The following is an 18,844-nucleotide window of genomic DNA, read 5'->3' on the forward strand; positions in this document are numbered from 1 at the left end:
AGCGCCCTATCCGCAAGCTGGGAACGCCCCTGCCGTACCGGCGACTCAAGCTGCGATTGGATCCTTCATCCGGGAACAGAGGAGATGGCGATGTACAGGAGAATACTTGCCGCAGCCGCGGCCGCAATCAGTGCCCTGCTGCCGCTGCACGCGTCCGCCGACAGCTATCCGAGCAAGCCGATCAGCCTGGTGGTGGGGTTTGCCGCCGGCGGCGGCTCCGACGTGTTGACGCGCGCGTTCGCGAAATACCTGAACGCCGAGATCGGCGTGCCGATCGTGGTCGAGAATCGCCCCGGCGCCGACAGCCTGCTGGCCTCCCAGGCCATCAAGAACGCAAAGCCGGACGGCTACACCATATACCTGGCCACATCGACGCACGCGGTCAACCCAAGCCTGTTCAGCGAGGCGAAATTCAAGGTCCGCGATGACGTCACGCCGATTTCCATGATCGGCGAGGCGCCGGTCGCGATCGCCATTGCCCCGATGCTGCCGACCAGGACCCTGCAGGAATTCATCGACTATGCCAAGGCGCACGGCGGGCAATTGAACTACGGAACGTCGGCCAGCAATACCTATCTCGAAACAGCATACATGCTGCGCGCCGCGGGCCTGGACATGCAACGCATCCCCTACAAGGGAGCGGCTCCTGCCAGCGTTGCCCTCATGAGCGGCGAAATACAGCTGTTGCTGAGCACGGTGGGCCATCTGGCGCCGCTGGTCCAATCAGGCAAGGTTCGCGCCCTGGCGGTCACCAGCGCCGGGCGCAGTACGCTCATGCCCGACCTGCCCACGACGCGGGAGGCCGGCATGCCGGACTTCATGCCGAACCTGTCCACCGCCAACGATGCCGGCCTGCCCAACGTCACCAGCAGCATCTGGTATGCATTGCTGGCCCCGCCGGGCGTTCCCGCCGACGTGGTCACGCGCTTGAACCAAAGCACCCAGGCGGTCCTGCGCAATCCGGAGTTCATGTCGCAGATGGTGACCATGGGCGTGGAGTTGCGCCCGTCCTCGCCCGAGGGACTGGGCCAGTTCCTGGAAGCCGAGGAAGCCAAGTGGCAGAAAATCGTCGACGATATCGGGGCCAGGCAATAGAGGCCCGTTCCGCGTTTCGAGCGTGGTTCCCGGTTCGAGCCGCAGTAATCGAATGAACCTGCCGTTGAACCGGCGACCGGTAAAACCGTCCGCCGGCTGAAAACCCCACCTGGAATGACGGCGCTGGCTTCGACGCGCATCCCTGGCCGACGTCGTCCAGCGCTACCGCTCGCGGGCGGTGTACACGGTGGAATCGGATCGGGCAGCGAAGGTTCTGAAGACAACGCCCGCGCCAGCGCGAGGCAGGCACGGGCGGGGATGGCGCGGAGCGTCAGACGTCAATCACACGTTTAAACGTTGATCGGTCGGCAAAGGGCCCTGAGTGCTAGGTTTCACGGGGAAATCGAACCACGGGCTTCGCGGGAATCGCTGGAAATACCCCCAGTTGTACCCCCAAGGGGGTATCGGGATGATAGATCAGTCTGGATGCGGGTGCCAGCGCTGCGCCTGCCGGATAAAACGGTTATGGCGCAGACCGCATTGTTGGCTGACGCCTGGAACGGTACGCGATGAGATGCAGGGGAACGGGCCACTGTGGCCCAGACCTCGGAGAACGCTCATGACAGACCACCACACCCGCCACAACCCGCCTGGGCAAGACGCCCTGTTCGCCACGCCGGCATCGCTCATGCTTGACGCCCGCCTTACGCCGCTGGAGCGCAACGGCTGGCAGGTTCTGCGCATGCTGCGCTCTGCCGAGGGCATCAGCCCCCTGGCGAATCTGGGGCAGTTGCGCCGCTATCTCACCACTACCCCCCTGGGGCAGCGGGCCGGGTACGAGACGGCCCGGCGCGTTCTCATCGTGCTTCGGCTGACGGGGTGGATCAGTCTGGTGGGCCAGCAAAGCGATCCTCTGACCGGCCATGTGCTCAGTGAGCTATCAGGTTCACGAAAGCGCCCTGCACTTCCAGCAGGCATGCGCACTCGATGCCAGTCTGCCCGCGCTTTTGCAAGCCTCCATCGGCCACGAAAACAACCAGGTGGCTCGGGTGGCCGTCCACATTCAGGCAACGCTGGCGCAGGCACCTGAAGCCGCTTCCATTGCGGCCCACAATCAATTCCGCGATGACGATAATTTGCCCCCGACGCCGCCGTCGCCGGCGAGCGAGGCAGCCGCCCCACTGCCATTGCCTGGCGATTCCGCTGGCAGCACGCTTGTTCCGCAACAGACCGAACACGCTCGCCACATGACGGCTGAGCAGGGCGGTACGTATAAGACGTATATGTATAAAAAAGAACGTACGTACCGCGCGCGCGAAGGCGAAGGCGACGGCGATTCGGCATCGCAGTCGGTGAGCTTGCCGCCTTGCCTGAGCAATGCCCAGGCAGATCAGCGAAAGGACGTGCAGGCCGCCTTGCGGCGGCTGCCGCCGCAGCATCGCCAGGAAGTACTCGACGAGCTGCAGGCACGCAGCCAGAGCGGCACCGTACGCAATGTCGTGGCCTACTTCTTCGCCTTGGTGAAGCGCGTCTTTGCAGGCGAGTTCCGTCTGTGGGCAGGACGCAAGGAGATGTCTGCCAGCCCAAGGACTGCCGAGAATCGGCCCGCAGCTCCGCCGCGTACCGAAGACCCCCCAGTACCGACTGCGCAACCGGCATCGCGTGAAACCGCCCTGGCGCACATCGCCCATATCCGCAAGATGCTGAACGCCTCGACGAACGCTGGGGACATTGCAGCGCAGGCAATGCAGACCAGGGGATGGCAGCCGCATCCTGCGTAGTAAATGCTGCCGCGAAACGGGTCGTCACTGCACGCCGCAGTGACGCCCCGCGCAACACCGCCAACAATGCGGGCGAAAGCCAGTTCCTATTTCGTGCGGCATACATGATGATGGCCTCCCTACATTGACCGGGCAGTTGCCAAGACCGATGGGCTTCGTACATCGCCCCCCCCAACAGCGCAGGTTCCTGCAAGCGCTGGCCCGACAGGGCGGAACCACCCCAGGTATGCCCAGGCTCCGACCGCATACCGGCCCTACCCAGGGCAGAGCCTTCTTCGTCTGTTTTAACTCATCCCTACCGCGCCGCCTGGCGCACTGTCCTTTGCGGCAATTGCCTGTACACAACGCGCAGGGTTCCCGCTGCATTTCCCATCCCACTCACTTCATAGAAGGACTCGTCCACGTTCGCATCATTTTCGTCTTGCAGTACCTCCGTCCGGGCTTCCAGCAGGAAGCAAGACGGACGCCTCATTCGAGGCTCTGGTGTCTCCTGAACACCATGCCCTTGCCCTCACGGGATTTCGCCTTGGTGAGTTGGCACCAACACTAACCACTGAATTTCAGGACAACGCAGTACGGCGCTTTGCTTGGAGGCCGGAAAATGGATGACTTGACCTACACCCTGCGACAGCTTTGCCAGCGCAACCGTGACGGTAGCTACAACACACAGGCCGACCGGATGCGTTCGCTGACGCTAGTCGCTCGTCAACTGGGCGAGGCAGGCTTCCGCCAGATGCGTGCCACCTCGTTGAAGGGCAAGCATGTCGAAGATTTGCTGCAACGCTGGCAAGCCGAAGGCCTGTCAGCCGGTACGTTGAAGAACCGTATGGCGCATGTGCGCTCGTGGGCCGAGAAAGTTGGCAAGGCAAGCATCTTGCCGGCGGATAACACCAAAATGGGCATTCCCGAACGGCGCTATGTGACCAATGAAAGCAAGGCCAAGGAGTTGGGTGATAGGTTGGACCGCATCACCGACTCTCATGTCCACATGAGCCTGCGTTTGCAGGCTGCCTTCGGCTTGCGGCGAGAAGAGTCCATCAAGTTCCAACCCCGTTATGCCGACCGTGGTGACCATATCGCCATCAAAGGATCGTGGGCAAAAGGCGGGCGTGATCGGACCGTGTTGATCACGACTCCGGGACAGCGGGCAGTGCTGGATGAGGTCCATCGCTTGGCAGGTCCGGGATCACTAATCCCATCGCGTAAGACCTACATCCAGCAGCGGCATGTCTACGACGGGCAATGCAAGGCGGCAAGGTTGAGCAACATGCATGGACTGCGGCATCGGTATGCGCAGATGCGGTATGAGGTATTGACGGGATGGAAGGCACCGGTTGTGGGCGACCTCAGTACAGTGCAATTGGATTCGTCTCAACGCCTTCTGGATCAACAAGCCCGGCAACAGATCAGCCGCGAACTCGGTCATGAGCGGGCGGCAGTGACGGCGATCTATCTGGGAACCTGATGCATTTGTCTTTCGCTCTATTGAACTATCCGGAATCTCCGGATAGTTGCTCAGGTGCTTGCCAACGGTGTGCATCGCCAGCGAATAGCCCGGCCATTCGTCTCTACGACACACGAAAAGGCTTGTCTGCTGTATCAATCAGTCCCCGGCCTCGAATTCAGCGTTCTTGAACTTCAGCACATTGCAGTTCTCCTTCACTGCACGCTGAAGGCCTTCATCGAACCCAACAGGGGAGTCGGCCTGAATCTCGATAGCAATCCTCACCTTCACGCCAGGACGCAAGGTAAATTGCTGGACAACCTCATCCACCAAGTCGGCGAACTGCTTCTTGGCCAGGATGGGATCCAGGTCGATGCTGCCGTAGAACTGCTTCTTTGCGGCTAGGCCCGCAACACTAGTCCCAGTGGGATAGCCTCCGATCGGCTCATTGACACGAGGTGTGTCACCGCCACCAGTAATTATGGGTGCCACGCCATCGGTGCCTGTGGCAGTTACCTTGGCCCGCGATGCTTCCTCCGCCGCGCGCAATGTTTCCAAGTAGGCCCCAGCGGCAAACGGCTCAATCAGCAGCAACGAGCCATCCATGATCAATGAAGTTCGTTTGCCATAGCTGAAACCGATGTAGCGGCCATTTTCCTTGCCTTGTGCAAAACCAAAAAAGTCTCGGCTTTCGGCGCCCGCGGCCATCGTCATCTGAAAGACCGTATCGTCCTTCAGGCGTGGCAGGTAGAGTTGCTGGCAGCTTTGCTGCCAGACATTGAAGGCATTGGCTTCCTTGATGTCCTCTTTCCAGAACCAGTCCTTCAACACCTTTGCCAGATGGATAGGTGCCCATTCATTGATGAGCAGTTCGTTCTCTTTGAGGACTCGCTCGATTTCCTGCGACCAGCTCTGCGCGCCGGGATTGACCTGGAAGTGTTCCCAGCGCAACTCGGACAAGCCTTTGCCTGGCCGGGCTTCCTGCATCGGCGCTACGATCCATTTGTAGGTCTCGCGGATCATGCGGCGCACAGTTTCTTCGGCCTGCTCCAAGGCAGCACTCGCCTGCTTGGCCATCAGGTTGTCGAGGACGATACGGTTGTCTTTGTAATCGGCAACAATGCTGCGCCATGCCAAGTAAGAGCGAACGTGGTCCTTCAGCCGGCTGACGCTATCGTAGTCGGCCGCCAGGAAGATCAACCTGTTCTGCTTGAAACGGGGCTGATCTCCGCGCTTCTTGAGGATCTCGGTAGCACGGTCGATGGCCAGGCTCTGGCCGCTCTTGCTGAAGGCCGCATCGGGTGGCAGCACCACAAGGCGCAATGCCCAATCGTCGGGCACGTCGCCGCTGTCCGTAAACACATGGATGCCGCCGAAAACTCCGCTGGCAAAGCCGCGCTGCACACGTTCTCGAACCATTGGGAACACGTCTTCCCGGTCCTGGAAGCGGCGCTTGCGCTCCTCCATTTCACGCCGGAGGTTCGGCCGCGTATCGAGCCAGAAGCGGTTGTTGGCGTGGTTGAGGTAATGAAGCCGGTCCGACAGCCGCCGCAGCGCGTCCTTGAATAGGCCGATCTGTTGGCCGGGCTGGATGACGCCGAGCATCACACGCTCCAACTCCAGGCCCCGCACCAATTGATTCGTGGTGCTGGGCGCACTGCCCAGGAACACGGCGCGTGCCGAGCGGCGGCAGGCCTGGACGCTGCCGAATCGGGTGTCCTTATTCTCAATTTCCGTGGTCTCGGCGCGCTCACCATCCACATCGCGCTCGATCACCGGATCCCAACCCTGGGGCAGGTAATAGATCACCTCGTTGCGTGTATCGACGTCGTACAGCGGCAAGCTACCGGGCATGATCAATGGATCGTTGTTGCCGTCCTTCCACAAACGGTGGATCACCTTGGCCATCAACTTGAGCACACCACGCGTCCGTTGAAAGTTATGCAGTGTGGACCAGTCCTCGTACAACCGGTCGAATACCTCTGGGTGAATCGGGTAGGCATGGACCAACCGTTCGTAGTAGCGACTATCCTGGGTTTCCTGTGGAAAGTCGTCGCGGTTATCCGCATAGAAATCGGCGAACCTGCGGCAGACAGATTCCGTCGCCAACCGGTCGTTGATCGAGGCGAAAAGACGGCGGCGGACGATCTCGAACGCCTCCTCTGTTGCCACCGGCTTCCAAAGGGCCTGCACACGGCCAAAGTAGTGCGACAGCGCCTCCAATGCCTTTACTCCTCGCTGGCTACCTGCCTCCTTGTCGGACTCCGGCAGGGAGGCCAGCAAAACCGCCGTGGGCACGGCCTTCAGTGCCTCAGTCAGCGCTTGTACGAACGACAGGTTGGAATCGAACGTGCCTCCGCTCAGTGCCTTGCCTTCCTCGAACTGGCGCACGTAAGCGACCAACTCATCGACCAGTATTACACAAGGTGCGCAGCGTGCCAGCAGAGTCTCCAGCACAGCTTTGCCTGGCGAGGTTCCCGAGGCATCGGCCTCGGCCACCAGCGCGTAGCCCTCCGCGCCCCCGAGCTGCCAAGCCAGATCTCCCCACAGCGTGCGTACTTCCTGACCATCTCGCTTGAGAGGTTGGTTGGGCGAGGACTTGATCCCATCCAGTACCGCGACACGGGCACGCGGCAGCTCCGTTACCTGCGCCGCATCCAGGATGGCGGCCACCCCCTGCAAATCACTGGCTGCCACCTCACTCTTGGCCATGTGATAGACCGCCAACATCGTGTGCGTCTTGCCACCGCCAAAGGCCGTCTGCAACTGAATGACGGGATCGCCGCCCCGGCCCGATAGCCGTTTCACTACCGAGTCCAGCAACAGGCGCATGCCTTCGGTAATGAAGGTGCGCTCGAAGAACAGCGAAGCGTCCTGGTATTCAGCAGTCGCTGTACCTGCATGCACGCGGGACAGGTCGGCTGCGAACTCGGCCTGCTGGAAGGTGCCCTTGAGCACATCTTCATGGGGGACGGCGATCTCACGCCACGGTTTCAAACTCATGGTTCCTGCTCCATACGTACGCCGTAGATGACCAGCATCAGCTCGCTGTCGTCGTTGAGACGATACTCGGGGCGGCGGCCCGCCAGCCGCTCACTCGTTTCAAGAATGATGGACACGCCTTCTCCGCGCTTGTCCATGATGTGCTGGCGGTGTACGGCCAGTGTGTCATCGTCGATAGGGCAGCGCGCAAGCAGGCTGGTCAACGCCTCGTTGCGTGCTGCCTGGCGGAACGGCAAGCTCTCCGGTGTCATGGTGTTGGGCAGCATACCGGGCGAATACAACTCCAGCCTGTCGTCGAACAGACGCAGCCGCACCTTGGCACCGGCCATGGAGTAATCACGGTGGGCGACCGCATTGGTCACGGCCTCGAACACCGCCAGCATGTCGAATTGTGGAAGATCCTCGCGTCCGCCTTGCGCGTGTTTGTAGGCAGCCACGCGCATGTTCTTGCGCACGAAGGCACAAGCGTCGATGATCTGTCGGTCCAGTGGCCCGGTGATATCCTGGGCATCGCGCTGGTACATCGCTTCGCCAGCGGGCAAAACATTGGTTCCCTGGTATGCCACGGCCTGAATGAATGCGCCTGGCAGGAACCGCTGTGCAACATGGCTCCCCATGAGCAGGCCGGCCACTGTAGGGCGCCAGACGCCTTCTTGATCATCGTGCGCCGCCATCGCAAGTTTACCCAGCAGAATCTCAGGCGCATCGGCAATTCGTGCAGGAGCGAAGCGCCGCCACAAATCTTCGTCTAGGTCGGCCAGCGTGGCGCGCGCGACGGGCGTTTCGTCGAAGCGAATCAAGCGCGATTGGCTGCGCTGCTGGAACAGACGTGCAAGTTGGTCAGGCGGAATGGGGCGTTTCGATGAGCCAACGCGCTGCATGTAGCCGCCCGGGCTTTGATGCACGAACAGGCTGTGCAGGACCTCGACGCGAATGACCGGTTGCTCTACGCCGCCGGCATCGGGCAAGGTCATGCGTTCGATGACTGGGGCCAATGGCGGCCTGATCGCGTCTTCACACGCCTGGCGCAGCAGTGCCTCCACGGCATCGAGCCTGTCCAGTTCGATGCCGATCACCTCGCGGCTTCTGTCCTCCACGCCCAGTAGCAACACGCCACCCGAGCTGTTGGCAAACGCAGCCAGTTCATCGGCGAGGTCGTTCTGTGAAGGGCCTCGTATCTTGTCGCCGGCAAATCGGACTTCCTTCAGTTCCAGGAAGCTGTCTTCGCCTAGCCGGATCTTTTCGATCAGTTCGCTACGGGTCGCCAACATATCAAACCTCCGTTCCCAGTCGCTTCCAGCGCCGCGCAAACGCCTCGTATCCGCCTTCCATCACGCGGCAGACCTCACGGCGCACTGCCGATTCCTGCAAGGCACCGCTTTGCTGCACAAAACACTGTCCACGCCTGAACTCCATGACATGCACCAGCTCCGCATCGCCGTTGACCACCACATTGGGGTTGTGCGTGACGATGATGAGCTGACGGCGCAACTTGTTTTCCCGAATCTGACGCACGATAAGGTCGTAGATCAGGTGGTTGTCGAGATCGTCCTCGGGCTGGTCGAGCACGATGGGCTCCTCACCGAAAGCCAGCAGGAAGGCCAGCAATGCGGCCGAACGCTGTCCCTGCGAGCCCTGGCTGATGGAGGTCCAGCGATGATCGCGCTGGTACTCGATCCGCAGGTCGTCCTCTGGAAACCAGGCCAGGACACGGTCGGCGAACTCCGGCTTCTCATGCTTGCGTTGCAGATAATTGCGCAGGCGACCGCCCAGGGTAGCATCGACGTCCAATAGCCGTTGCTTGACGCTGCCGACAGCCCCGATCTTGCCAGGCTCATCCGCCTGCGCCAGATCGAATGCCATGCCGCTGGAGGCCTCGCCGTCCTCTGTCAGCAGAATGTCGTCGGCAAAGCGCTCGTCGGTCGCCTCGATCAATTCGCGCAACTCGCGTTCAATCTGTTTGGCCTCGAACCCGAAGGGCACCACAGCAATCCGCACATGCGGATTGCCCGCCAGCGCGTTCTGGATAAATGCCTGGCGCGCCTGCGTGATGGCTTGCCGCTTCTGCGTCAACAGTGCTCGCTGCGCGTCAATCTGCTGTGCCAGCGTCTGCCGGTCACCCTGCATTTGCTGGAGTGCCTTGCGCTGGAGCTCCAGTTGCTGGCGTTCCTGTGTCAGGCGTGCAAAGGCCTGCGGGTCGCTGACGCCTTGCGCAACGAGTTGTTCTTGCAGTGCGGCATGCGCCTGCTGCGCTGCAAGGGCACGCGCTTTCCACTGTGCAAGCCGGCTATCCTTTTGCAACGACTCGATGCTAGCGTGGAGCTTGCGTGCCCGCTCCAGCAGATCGAGGCGAAGCTGATCCACCTGCAGATCGACATCCTTGCGCCACGTCAACAGGTCGGCATCCTGCTCGGTGAAGTGCTGGCTGGGCCAGTCGTCAAGTCCGATGTGCTCCGGCAGTTCGGCAATGCGGGTGGCGATGTCGTTCAATTGCTCGAACAGCGTCTTCACCTCCCTGGTTTGATGCTGCGCCTGGGCGTAGGCGCGCAACACGGTGGCATGGTCGGCTTGCGACAGCGCCGCCAGCTTTTTCCCGGCCTCATCCAGCTTGCGCTCGACCTCGGCTTGGCCGGCCAGCTTGCCATCCAGTTCGCGCAGTCGGGCACGTTGGGTAAAGAAGGTCCGTTGCGCCTCGTCAAAGGCCTGCCTCAGCGGCTCGACGTTGGCGGCCTCGTCGATGATCGACAGCAGGGTCTGCCGCCCACTGCCGGCCAAGGCCGCAATCTGCCCCTGGGAAAAAATGCGCAGTGGAAAGCGTGCCGGATTCACACTCTGGCTGGGAGACGTCTGCCACCGGTCGTCGCGCCATTCTTCCACCGCCGTGCCTTGGCCATCGGCTCGCCACAGCAAGCGAAGCCGCACGTCCTCGTGCTGCCACTCCACACGGATAACGGTATTGGCACGCAGCGCGCCCTTGTCGTCACGACCATTGACAACCTTGCGAAAGGCATCGAAATGCGCACGCGGTTCGTTGCCCTGGCCCAGCGCCGTCAATTCCTGGTCACGCCGCGCCGCCAGCCGCAGGGCATGCACGACGGTGGACTTCCCCGTTCCACGGCCGCCAACAACCGCATTGAAAAACGGCGAGCAAGCCAGTCTTGCCGGCTGGCCATTGCCCATGTAACGCGCATTCTCGATTTCGATGGCGGTGATGACATGAGCGGGTACCCGGAAGGGGTCGAATGCTCCTTCATCACTGCGCCGGATCGACACACCATTGCCATCCAGCAAGGCCAGACGAAGCCCTTCGAGCGTCGGGCTGGCCATCTTGACCCAGGTGTAACGACTCCCAGGAACAGCTGCTCCCTGGAAGCTGTGGCAGTCGCTGCCCAATACCCGTGCAAAGCGAGAAGCGGCCTGGGCGACGCAGTCCGGCCACGGACTTGCGTCATCGCACCACTCCACAGCCTGTAGCCCCTCCACGGCAATGGCTTGGCGCAGGGTGTTGGCATCGAGCTGGCTTTGACTGGAACCCGCACGGCACTGCAGCAGCCCTTTCGGCGCATCGGCGTGTGCCGGGATCGCAACCCCACCAGCAGCCAGAATGGCCTGGATCACTTCGGCGATCCCTCGGCTGGTTACGCCATCGCTGTCACCCTTGGCACCTTGATAGCCCACGCTCCCCAGCAAGGTGTCGATATCGCTGGTGGTTGCTGCGGGATCGAGAACAGCAAGCACGTGCACGCCGCCCTGGGTGGAGATTTCCACCCCGGGGAAGAGCGTCAGCTCCCGAAACCCGGCAGGTGGCTGCCCTTGATCGGCCAACGCCTTCATGGCCGCATAGGTGGCCTTGAGCGGGTCGATCCAGGCACCGCTGTTATGGTCCGTTACGGCCACGCAGTCGATCTCCGCCGCCATGTACTTGAGCAGCCACGTTTCAGGCGTCAATTCATTGGGCGTGCCTATCGCTTGCTGCCAGCCGTTGGTGTCTTTCGAGGCCGGCGTATGAGTATGGAAATCGAACTTCCGCCAGCGGGAACCGGGAAAAGGCCATTCGGTCGTTGCCATGCGTCATTCTCCCGGTAAGATATCCAGTTGTGTTTGCGCGCCAAGCACCCCGGCCTCGCTCGCAGCCTGTTCCATGCCGCTCCACGCTCCCACCAGTTCGTTGTAGGCGCGCGCTTCTTCGGCCCAGCCTTGGCGCTCGCACAAAGTGTAGAGACGGTAGGCCAGGGCGCGGATGGGTTCGGCGCGGGTGGGCATGCGGGCCAGCAGGGTGCCGGCAGCGGATTCGCCGTCCTGGTTCAGGGCACGGATGAGCTGGTGCAGGGCTTCCCAGATGGGCGTGCGGACATCGGATTCGGGGACCCAATCTTTCGGTAGCTCGGCCCAGCGTAACAGGCGCAGTTCGCCCTTGCTCGACGCGACCACGCCGCTGGTTTGCAGGCCGCCAACGCTGGTGCCCTTGGCGCGGGCCAGCACGTCGGCATCGCCGTATTTGCCGGTGGCCCAACCCTGTTGCTCGAACCAGTGGAGGCAGAACTGGGTGTCATGGTCGAAGTCGTCTTCGGCGAGGAAGCGGTTGATGAGTTGCAGCGCAGTGCGCACACTCATCGGCGTGCCGTCAGCTTCCAGCACCGCGGCGTATTGACTGAAGATCGCCATGCCGGGGCCAATGATGGCTTGCGACAAGTCCACCGGCGCGACGGGCGAATTGACGCCTCCACGCGTCATTTCGTCCAGCGCATCGGGTAGCGTGGCGTTGAGTTCGCGGATGAACTCGCGGCGCGTGACGGTGGGCGCATCGGCTGGGTGCTGGCGGCAGACGAGGACGATGCTTGATGCCAGGGCGTTGGTTCCGGAGCCGATCATGCGGTTGCCCAACTCGGTGCGCATCGGCCAGGTGCCGGTCAGCGCGAAACCGGCCTTGAGCACGGCTTCGAGGAAGGTTTCCCAGCCGGTGCTGGACGTGCCCGCGTTGTCTTTGGTCTCGGACTGCTTGAAGGCGTAATAGATGGTGACGGGGAAAGCCGAATGCGCCTGCCGTACCAGGTTGCGCAGCGCCTCGGTCATGCCGCCGAGAAAGAACCGCTCGGCCTGTCCCTTGCCACCATGGCGATACGGCGTTGCAACCAGTTCTTCCGCCTTGGGCACGGCGACCGTGGCGAACAGGTTGGGATAAATCTGCCGCAGTGAGCGGCGCAGCCAGACATAGAAAAAGTCGGACAGGTCGGCGTAGCCGATGTTGTCGTAGTAAGGCGGGTCGGTGGAGATGAGCTTGTTATCGCTGATGTTCTGGCCTTGCGCATCGGCTTGCGTGACATGAGCGAATGTCCGGCTTGGCAATTCGTCCAAGACACGCATCATGTTTTTCAGTGACACGCCGAAATCGCCCGCCATGCCACCGAAAGCATTGGCCTCGGAATAGTCCCAAACCATCGGCAGCGCCTGCCGCCCGAATGTAGCAATGGATTGATCCATCGTCGTCTTCCAACGGCACAGCGATGATTGCGCATCGCTGATCTTGCTGGTCGCCAGAGCCAAATACACCCCCACCGCCTGCGCATACGCCGTCGCGCCAGCGCCAATCTTTTCGAGGGGTTCGCCGTCGTCGGGCAGTCCAGCGGCGATGGCATCGGCCTTGACCTTGGCGATGGCTTCGCCCACCAGATCGGAGAAGGTGGTCAGCGCCACCAGTTGGCGTGGGGTGAAGAGGTGCTTGAAATGCGTCAAGCCGTAGAGTGGCGTGAACATTGAGCGACGATCTGGCGAAATCTCAGTTTCCGGCTCCCATGTCGGCTTCGCCTGCTGCGCGATGGCTTCGTGTTCAGCGGTCGGCGCAAGATAGACGCGGCCACGCGCGCCTTCGGCGACGATAGCCATGAGCTTGGCTCCCATGCGCCCAGCAACGCCTTCGGCCTTGATGTAGTCCGGCTCGATGGGCGAATCCGACACGAGGCAACGGAAGTTCGCTCCGCGCGTCAGCTTGGTTCCGTTCTTCGCCGCTTCCGGCGGCGCACCCACCTTCACCGTAAAGCGATACTTGTCGCCCTCGACCACGGGTTGCACATAGCTTTCCTTGCCCGCCTTGCTGCTGAGGATAAAGGTGGAAGCCAGCGGCACATCCACATGGCTGAAGGCCGGGTTGGGGCTTTTCACCGTGCGCGCCCACAGCCAGGCGATGACCGTGAGCCTCTGGCCCAGCAGCGGCTTGAGGTCGGGGCGCTCCTTCACGATCTCGGCGGTGATCTCGACCTGCGGATACAGATGGCCGATGCGCTTCTCGGCCTCGGCACGCATCCACGCGCCGTAGCGACGCACGTCCTCGGCCAGCCCCTTCGCGCCCGACCAGTCCTCACTCAACTTGCCCTGCTTGTCACCCGGCAGGCGCGGCCCCACGGGCGCGCGGCCCGCGAAGCGCGGCGGGATTTCGATCATGGCCTTGTTGATGGTAACGGCCACGGGGTTGAGGTCGCTGGCGTAGCTTTCCAAGCCCAGACGCTGTGCTTCCAGCGGCAGCGCGCCGCCGCCCGCGAAGGGATCGTGGAAGGCGGGCAGATTGTCGGGGTTGAACAGTTCAGCGGCCTGCGGGTGCGCCTTGTTCAATTCGCAGACCTCGCGCCACGAGCGGCGGATTTCGGCACGGGCGCGTTCCAGCACTTCCTCGTTGTTGGTGTTCTCCCACTGCACCAGGTCTTCGATGATCTTGAACAGCCGCTCGCGCTCGGCCTGCGCCTTTTCCTTGTTGACTCCGTAGCGGAACCCGCTGCCCTGCTGATAGCCGGGGTCGTTGACCATCTGCGCGAAAATGACCGCCCGCGCCGCCGCCAGCGGACGCCGCGCCCACCACAGATGCAGCGTGCTGGGGTGGCCGTGGCGGATGGACTTCTCACGCGCGGCGGCCTTGTTGATGGCATCGAGCGGCAGGGCGACTTCGATAAGTTTTTTTGGTGTTTTGATGTTTTGCATTTAGTCGTCCTTCTCCCAGCCGACATTGCCATCGCATTGGCTACAGCCGACCGAGTAACTGTGTTCCATATCGCCGGTGTTGTATTCGTTGCACCACTGGCACTGCTCGACGCCATCGAAGATGTCGAAGCAGTTCGTGCAGAAGTAGTGATCGCCGCGCCTGACCACAGTGTGATAACCCTCGCAGTTGCCGCAGTTGGCAGGCTCCCAGCGGTCGTCACCGTCCTTGATGCCAATATGCGCTGCGTCGTGATCTGTCAGCGCGTCCACCAGATGCTCTGGTTCGATGCCTTCCCCGCAGTGCTCGCACTTCGCATAGCCCTCGGACGCAATGACGATGGGTTCGTCGCAGTGTGGGCAATCGAGTTCGACCTGCGTTTCGACGTGATCGCACACCACACAGCGCAGCGAGGCGACCTGGTCGTCAAGGGCGTCCGGTATGGCGGCGTCGAAGCTGCAGGCGCTGCATGCTTTCGGCGCATGGCCTGCCTTGCGCGCGGCGTCCAGATCGGGCTTGAGCGCCTTGAACTTGGCGGCCAAATACTTCCGGTGCCCCTTCATCACCCGATCCACGTGGGCGATTTCGCCGCTGAAGTCGTGGAAGTAGCTGTTCCACCGGTTCAACAGGCGATGCAGATGAAACCACGAGCGGCAATGCTCGGCGACGATCTGCGCCTTGGCCTTCTCGTCGCTCTCCAGCCCGTTGTGGAAAAAGTGAACCATCTTGTTGCGATGGTTCGCCAGCGCGCGGAAGCTGGCGTAGGCATCGTCGCCGATGTCCTCGCCTGCGACGTCCCGAATCCGCGCCCTGGCATCTTCCAGCGTGACCGAGGCGAAGTCACCGGCCATGAACTTGGCGAGGTTAGCCTGATCGGGCTTGGAGACGATCAGCGACCAGTGCTCCTTCATCAGCCGTGCCTTGAGCAGCATCTCGACCGCCGCGCAGAAATGGATGACGGAATACTTGGGAGACTTGTCGAACTCCCCGATGCCGCGTTCCAAGAAGTCGAAGGCGTTGCGGGTCAGTGAGTCGAAGATGTCGTGCTGATTCATTCGACACTCTCCGCTTTAGCCAACAACTGATCCAAATCCAGATTGATGCTGGTCACCGCCCAATCGGGTTCCTGGGTAAAAGGATTCCGTACGTAGAACGGCCCTTCGTGTTGGTCACCATCCACCAGCACGATGGCCAGGATGAACTTGTCAGCCTGGTTCAAGCCGTAGAGGATTTCGTTGCGTGTTACCGTGATCGTGGTCTGGCCCTTGGCGCGGCCCTTGACCTCGATGTGGCGTGAAGGCGGCAGCAGGCCGCCCTGCGCTTTGGGCAGGCTGGTGATGTCCCAGCCGCATTTTTCCGCCGACACGTCGATGACTTCATGTCCCAGCGCCCGTTCGGCGCTCATCACCGCCTGCATCGCCACTTGCTCAACACGGGCCCGGGCGGCTGCGTCGGTAGTCCAGCCCGGCTGGCCCTTGCGCTGCAACAGCAGGCCAGCGGGGATCACAAGTGCGCCGCCGAGGATGACCGGCGTGGCGGAGATGACATGGCGCATGGCCAGCAATTCCTTCTCGCGTGATTCACGGCGTGCGGTCAGATCGTCGATGGTGCGGCGGACGTTCTCCAGCGTGAGACGCACATCCTTGCCGGCAGCGATATCGTCTTGCAGCTTGATGTAGCGATCGGACCAGAAGTTGATTTCCCGGACCAAGCGCTCGTGGACGGCTGCCAGCGTCTTGTCCACAGTCTTCTCACGACGGGCACGAACCTCATCGAAGTGTTCGGGAACCAGATGGGTGGAGGCGTGAGCAAGAGCGGCCTGTTCCAGATCCTTGGCGATCCAGGGAGCGGCCAGTACATCTTCGATCAGGACTCTGTCGGCCGAGGCCAGCGGCTCCAGATCCAGGTGAGGTGCCCAGCCTGCATTGATTGCGTTGCCCGATGCGTCGATTTCGACGAACTGCATGCGGCGCGACGCCACATGCGTCGAAGAATGTGCTTCGCTGTGCTGACCGTCGGGCGCGGCGCCTTCCTTGACCGAGTGGTCAATGATGAACATGACCTTTGGCGTCAACCCCATATCGCTGGGATCTACCAGCACGGCGCCCTGCTTGAGCTTGGCGCGATGGGCTTCCAGTATCAGGTCGGTCACCGACTGCATTAGTGGATGCCCGGGGTGCAGCAGGCTGGCCATGGATGCGCCGACACGCTCGGTCAAGCGCACGTACTGTTTTTCGAAGCAAACACGCTCATAGCGGCGCAGCACCGGGTTGGCGTTGCGCCGGTCGCGGCCACTGATCTGGCGGTCGCGTTCGCGGATGATGGCAGGGACGTTGGTGATCTCGTAGCGACCCGGCTCTCGTTGGCGCAGTTCTCCGCCCAACTGCTGAAGGGCCTGGCCGAAGAAAGAGCGGATGAAGAAGGGCTGCAACTTGCGCGCTTCGGCCTTCTCCATTTCTTCCTTGACGGCGAACAGGCGCTTCTCGTCCATCACTTCTTCGCACAGCGCGTTGCGCTTGATGATGGTTTCCAGATGCTGGGTGTCCAGGGCGCCTTCCACCCGGCGCAAGAGCCGGGCACGAACCTCAGGGTCGGAGCCGTAGCGGATGGCTTCGATCAGCAGATCTTTGAGACTGCGATCCTCAAACACCTCACCCAGGATGTCGAACACACGGCCACCGAGAGCCGCGCGCTCGATCTCCAGCTTCTCGAACAGCCGCTGGAAGACATCGCCCTCGCGGGTTTCGGCCGCCACCATGTTCCACAAATGGCAGACTTCAGTCTGGCCGATGCGGTGGATGCGGCCAAAGCGCTGTTCCAGGCGGTTCGGGTTCCAAGGCAAGTCGTAGTTGACCATCAGGTTAGCGTTCTGAAGGTTCACGCCTTCGCCAGCCGCATCGGTGGCGATGAGCACCCGCGAGGCGGGATCGTTGCGGAACAGCTCCTGCACTTTGCGGCGTTCTTCGCGCTTGACGCCGCCGTGGATCATTACCACGGCTTCCTCACTTCCGACTAGACCACGGATCTTGGTCGCCAGATAGTTCAGCGTGTCGCGGTGCTCGGTGAAGATGATCAGTTTGCGCTGTCGGCCTTCGGCGTCGTGCATTTCCGGTGTGTCCTGCAGCAGACGCGAGAGTTCTTCCCACTTCCGATCCTGGCCTGAATGCACGACCTGACGGGCTTGTTCTTCCAGCCCTTCGAGAATGATGATTTCGGCTTCGAGCTCCTGGATCGTCTGAGCGGCCGTGGCCTGGTCCACCACGGCTTCCTCGAAGTACTCGTAGTCTTCAGGCAGGAGTGCGTCTGCCGACTCCCAGATGTCTTCCGGCGCGCCATTCGTGCCCGTACCGAGAAGGGTTTCGGCCAGGATCTGGCCGCGCTGACGCAGTTTTTCGTCCTCGACACGGCGCTTGAGCTTGTTGCGGCGGCGTTTGAGCGACTGATAAATGGCCTCAGGGCTGGATGCCAGCCGACGTTGCAAGGCTGTCAGCGCGAAACCGACGGTGCCTTTGCGTCCGCCATCGGCCAGTTGATCGGCCTTGGCGAACTCAGTCTTCACATAATCGGTCACCGCTGCGTATAGGGCGGCTTCGAGATCGGAGAGCTTGTAGTTGACCGTGTAGGCCCGGCGTTCGGGGAAGAGCCGCGTACCGTCAAAACGGAGCATGTCCTCCTTGACCATGCGACGCATCAGGTCGGTGACATCGACTTTGTGCGTGCCATCGCGGAACTTTCCATAGAAGCGATCTGCATCGAGCAGCGACATGAAGAGCTGGAAGTCCTCCTCCTTGCCGTTGTGCGGCGTCGCTGTCATCAGCAGAAAGTGGCGGGTGATCGAGCCCAGCAATTCGCCGAGCAGGAAACGCTTGGTCTTGTTGACCTTGTCGCCAAAGTAGCTGGCCGACAGCTTGTGTGCTTCATCGACGACCACCAGATCCCAGTGGGAAAGGCGGAGCTTTTCCTGGAGGTCTTCATTGCGGGAAAGCTGATCGACACGGGCCACCATCAGGTCGATGTCGTCGAAGGGATTGCCGCTGCGGGATTGCTCGACCTGCTCCCGCGAGAACAGCGTGAACGACAGACCGAACTTCTCGAACATTTCGTCCTGCCATTGTTCGACCAGGCTGCCGGGAGCAACGATCAGTACGCGCTTGGCGTCTGCGCGCATCAGCAGCTCTCGGATGAACAGTCCCGCCATGATGGTTTTGCCCGCACCCGGGTCATCGGCCAGAACGTAACGCAACGGTTGGCGCGGCAACATCGACTCATACACCGCCGTGATCTGGTGTGGCAGCGGTTCCACGTTAGACGTGTGCACAGCCATCATCGGATCGAACAGATGAGCTAGGTCGATCCGGTAGGCCTCTGCGGCAAGTTTGAACGCTTCGCCTGGCGCATCGAAGGCCCACGGTCGGCCTGCTTCGGCAAGCGAAATGTTGGCCTCGTCGGTACGGAACAGCATTCGCTCAAGGAGCTTGCCGTCGGCCGTCTTGTAGTAGACGGTAAGCGCGTTGTCACCAACTGGCTCGGTCGTGACGATGCGAACCACCTGGCCGGGCTCTACCCCCGAAATGGCCGCATTCTTCTGGATATGTTCGAGCTTCAGCATGATGC

Annotated in this window: 9 protein-coding genes; 3 read left to right on the forward strand and 6 right to left on the reverse strand. The window is 61.6% G+C overall.

All coding sequences use genetic code 11. From position 1 onward, the window contains the following. The first annotated feature begins 90 nt into the window (after positions 1–90). The 3 genes from EL288_RS19635 to EL288_RS19645 all read left to right on the forward strand — a co-directional run bounded on the left by EL288_RS19635 (position 91) and on the right by EL288_RS19645 (position 4,281). A complete protein-coding gene (locus EL288_RS19635; RefSeq protein WP_014905962.1) occupies positions 91–1,095 on the forward strand; it encodes a Bug family tripartite tricarboxylate transporter substrate binding protein in 1,005 nt (334 codons plus the stop codon). An 872-nt stretch (positions 1,096–1,967) separates the two neighbouring features. After that, a complete protein-coding gene (locus EL288_RS19640) occupies positions 1,968–2,816 on the forward strand; it encodes a hypothetical protein (RefSeq protein ID WP_232018706.1) in 849 nt (282 codons plus the stop codon). 601 nt (positions 2,817–3,417) lie between these two features. Beyond that, entirely contained in the window at positions 3,418–4,281 is an 864-nt protein-coding gene (locus EL288_RS19645; RefSeq protein ID WP_033446623.1) for a phage integrase N-terminal domain-containing protein, read from the forward strand. A 138-nt stretch (positions 4,282–4,419) separates the two neighbouring features. Here EL288_RS19645 and EL288_RS19650 read toward each other — a convergent pair whose 3' ends face one another. The 6 genes from EL288_RS19650 to EL288_RS19675 are packed head-to-tail and all read right to left on the reverse strand — an operon-like array spanning position 4,420 to position 18,839. Further along, positions 4,420–7,263, reverse strand: a complete 2,844-nt coding sequence (locus EL288_RS19650; RefSeq protein WP_033446622.1) for an ATP-binding protein — start codon at positions 7,261–7,263, stop codon at positions 4,420–4,422. Beyond that, positions 7,260–8,534, reverse strand: a complete 1,275-nt coding sequence (locus tag EL288_RS19655; RefSeq protein WP_033459550.1) for an ATP-binding protein — start codon at positions 8,532–8,534, stop codon at positions 7,260–7,262. The genes EL288_RS19650 and EL288_RS19655 overlap by 4 nt, the downstream gene beginning before the upstream one ends. Position 8,535: 1 nt before the next feature. Beyond that, positions 8,536–11,331 carry a TrlF family AAA-like ATPase gene (locus EL288_RS19660; RefSeq protein WP_033459551.1) on the reverse strand — a complete coding sequence of 932 codons (2,796 nt, stop codon included), beginning with the start codon at positions 11,329–11,331 and terminating at the stop codon, positions 8,536–8,538. A gap of 3 nt (positions 11,332–11,334) precedes the next feature. Next, positions 11,335–14,232, reverse strand: coding sequence for a DUF1156 domain-containing protein (locus tag EL288_RS19665; RefSeq protein ID WP_033448694.1), 2,898 nt, complete (start codon positions 14,230–14,232; stop codon positions 11,335–11,337). Further along, complete coding sequence (locus EL288_RS19670) at positions 14,233–15,285, reverse strand: hypothetical protein (protein WP_033448697.1); 1,053 nt, start codon at positions 15,283–15,285, stop codon at positions 14,233–14,235. After that, complete coding sequence (locus EL288_RS19675) at positions 15,282–18,839, reverse strand: helicase-related protein (RefSeq protein WP_126622016.1); 3,558 nt, start codon at positions 18,837–18,839, stop codon at positions 15,282–15,284. Before EL288_RS19675 ends, EL288_RS19670 begins: the two co-directional genes overlap by 4 nt. Between the last annotated feature and the right edge of the window lie 5 nt (positions 18,840–18,844).

Source organism: Bordetella bronchiseptica, assembly GCF_900636925.1.
Classification (GTDB): Bacteria; Pseudomonadota; Gammaproteobacteria; order Burkholderiales; family Burkholderiaceae_B; genus Bordetella; species Bordetella pertussis.

What these genes read in the sequence shown, in the direction of transcription:
- EL288_RS19635 (WP_014905962.1), top strand. Translation starts at nt 91, where the DNA reads ATGTACAGGAGAATACTTGCCGCAGCCGCGGCCGCAATCAGTGCCCTG.
- EL288_RS19645 (WP_033446623.1), top strand. Translation starts at nt 3,418, where the DNA reads ATGGATGACTTGACCTACACCCTGCGACAGCTTTGCCAGCGCAACCGT.
- EL288_RS19650 (WP_033446622.1), bottom strand. Translation starts at nt 7,263, where the DNA reads ATGAGTTTGAAACCGTGGCGTGAGATCGCCGTCCCCCATGAAGATGTG.
- EL288_RS19655 (WP_033459550.1), bottom strand. Translation starts at nt 8,534, where the DNA reads ATGTTGGCGACCCGTAGCGAACTGATCGAAAAGATCCGGCTAGGCGAA.
- EL288_RS19660 (WP_033459551.1), bottom strand. Translation starts at nt 11,331, where the DNA reads ATGGCAACGACCGAATGGCCTTTTCCCGGTTCCCGCTGGCGGAAGTTC.
- EL288_RS19665 (WP_033448694.1), bottom strand. Translation starts at nt 14,232, where the DNA reads ATGCAAAACATCAAAACACCAAAAAAACTTATCGAAGTCGCCCTGCCG.
- EL288_RS19670 (WP_033448697.1), bottom strand. Translation starts at nt 15,285, where the DNA reads ATGAATCAGCACGACATCTTCGACTCACTGACCCGCAACGCCTTCGAC.
- EL288_RS19675 (WP_126622016.1), bottom strand. Translation starts at nt 18,839, where the DNA reads ATGCTGAAGCTCGAACATATCCAGAAGAATGCGGCCATTTCGGGGGTA.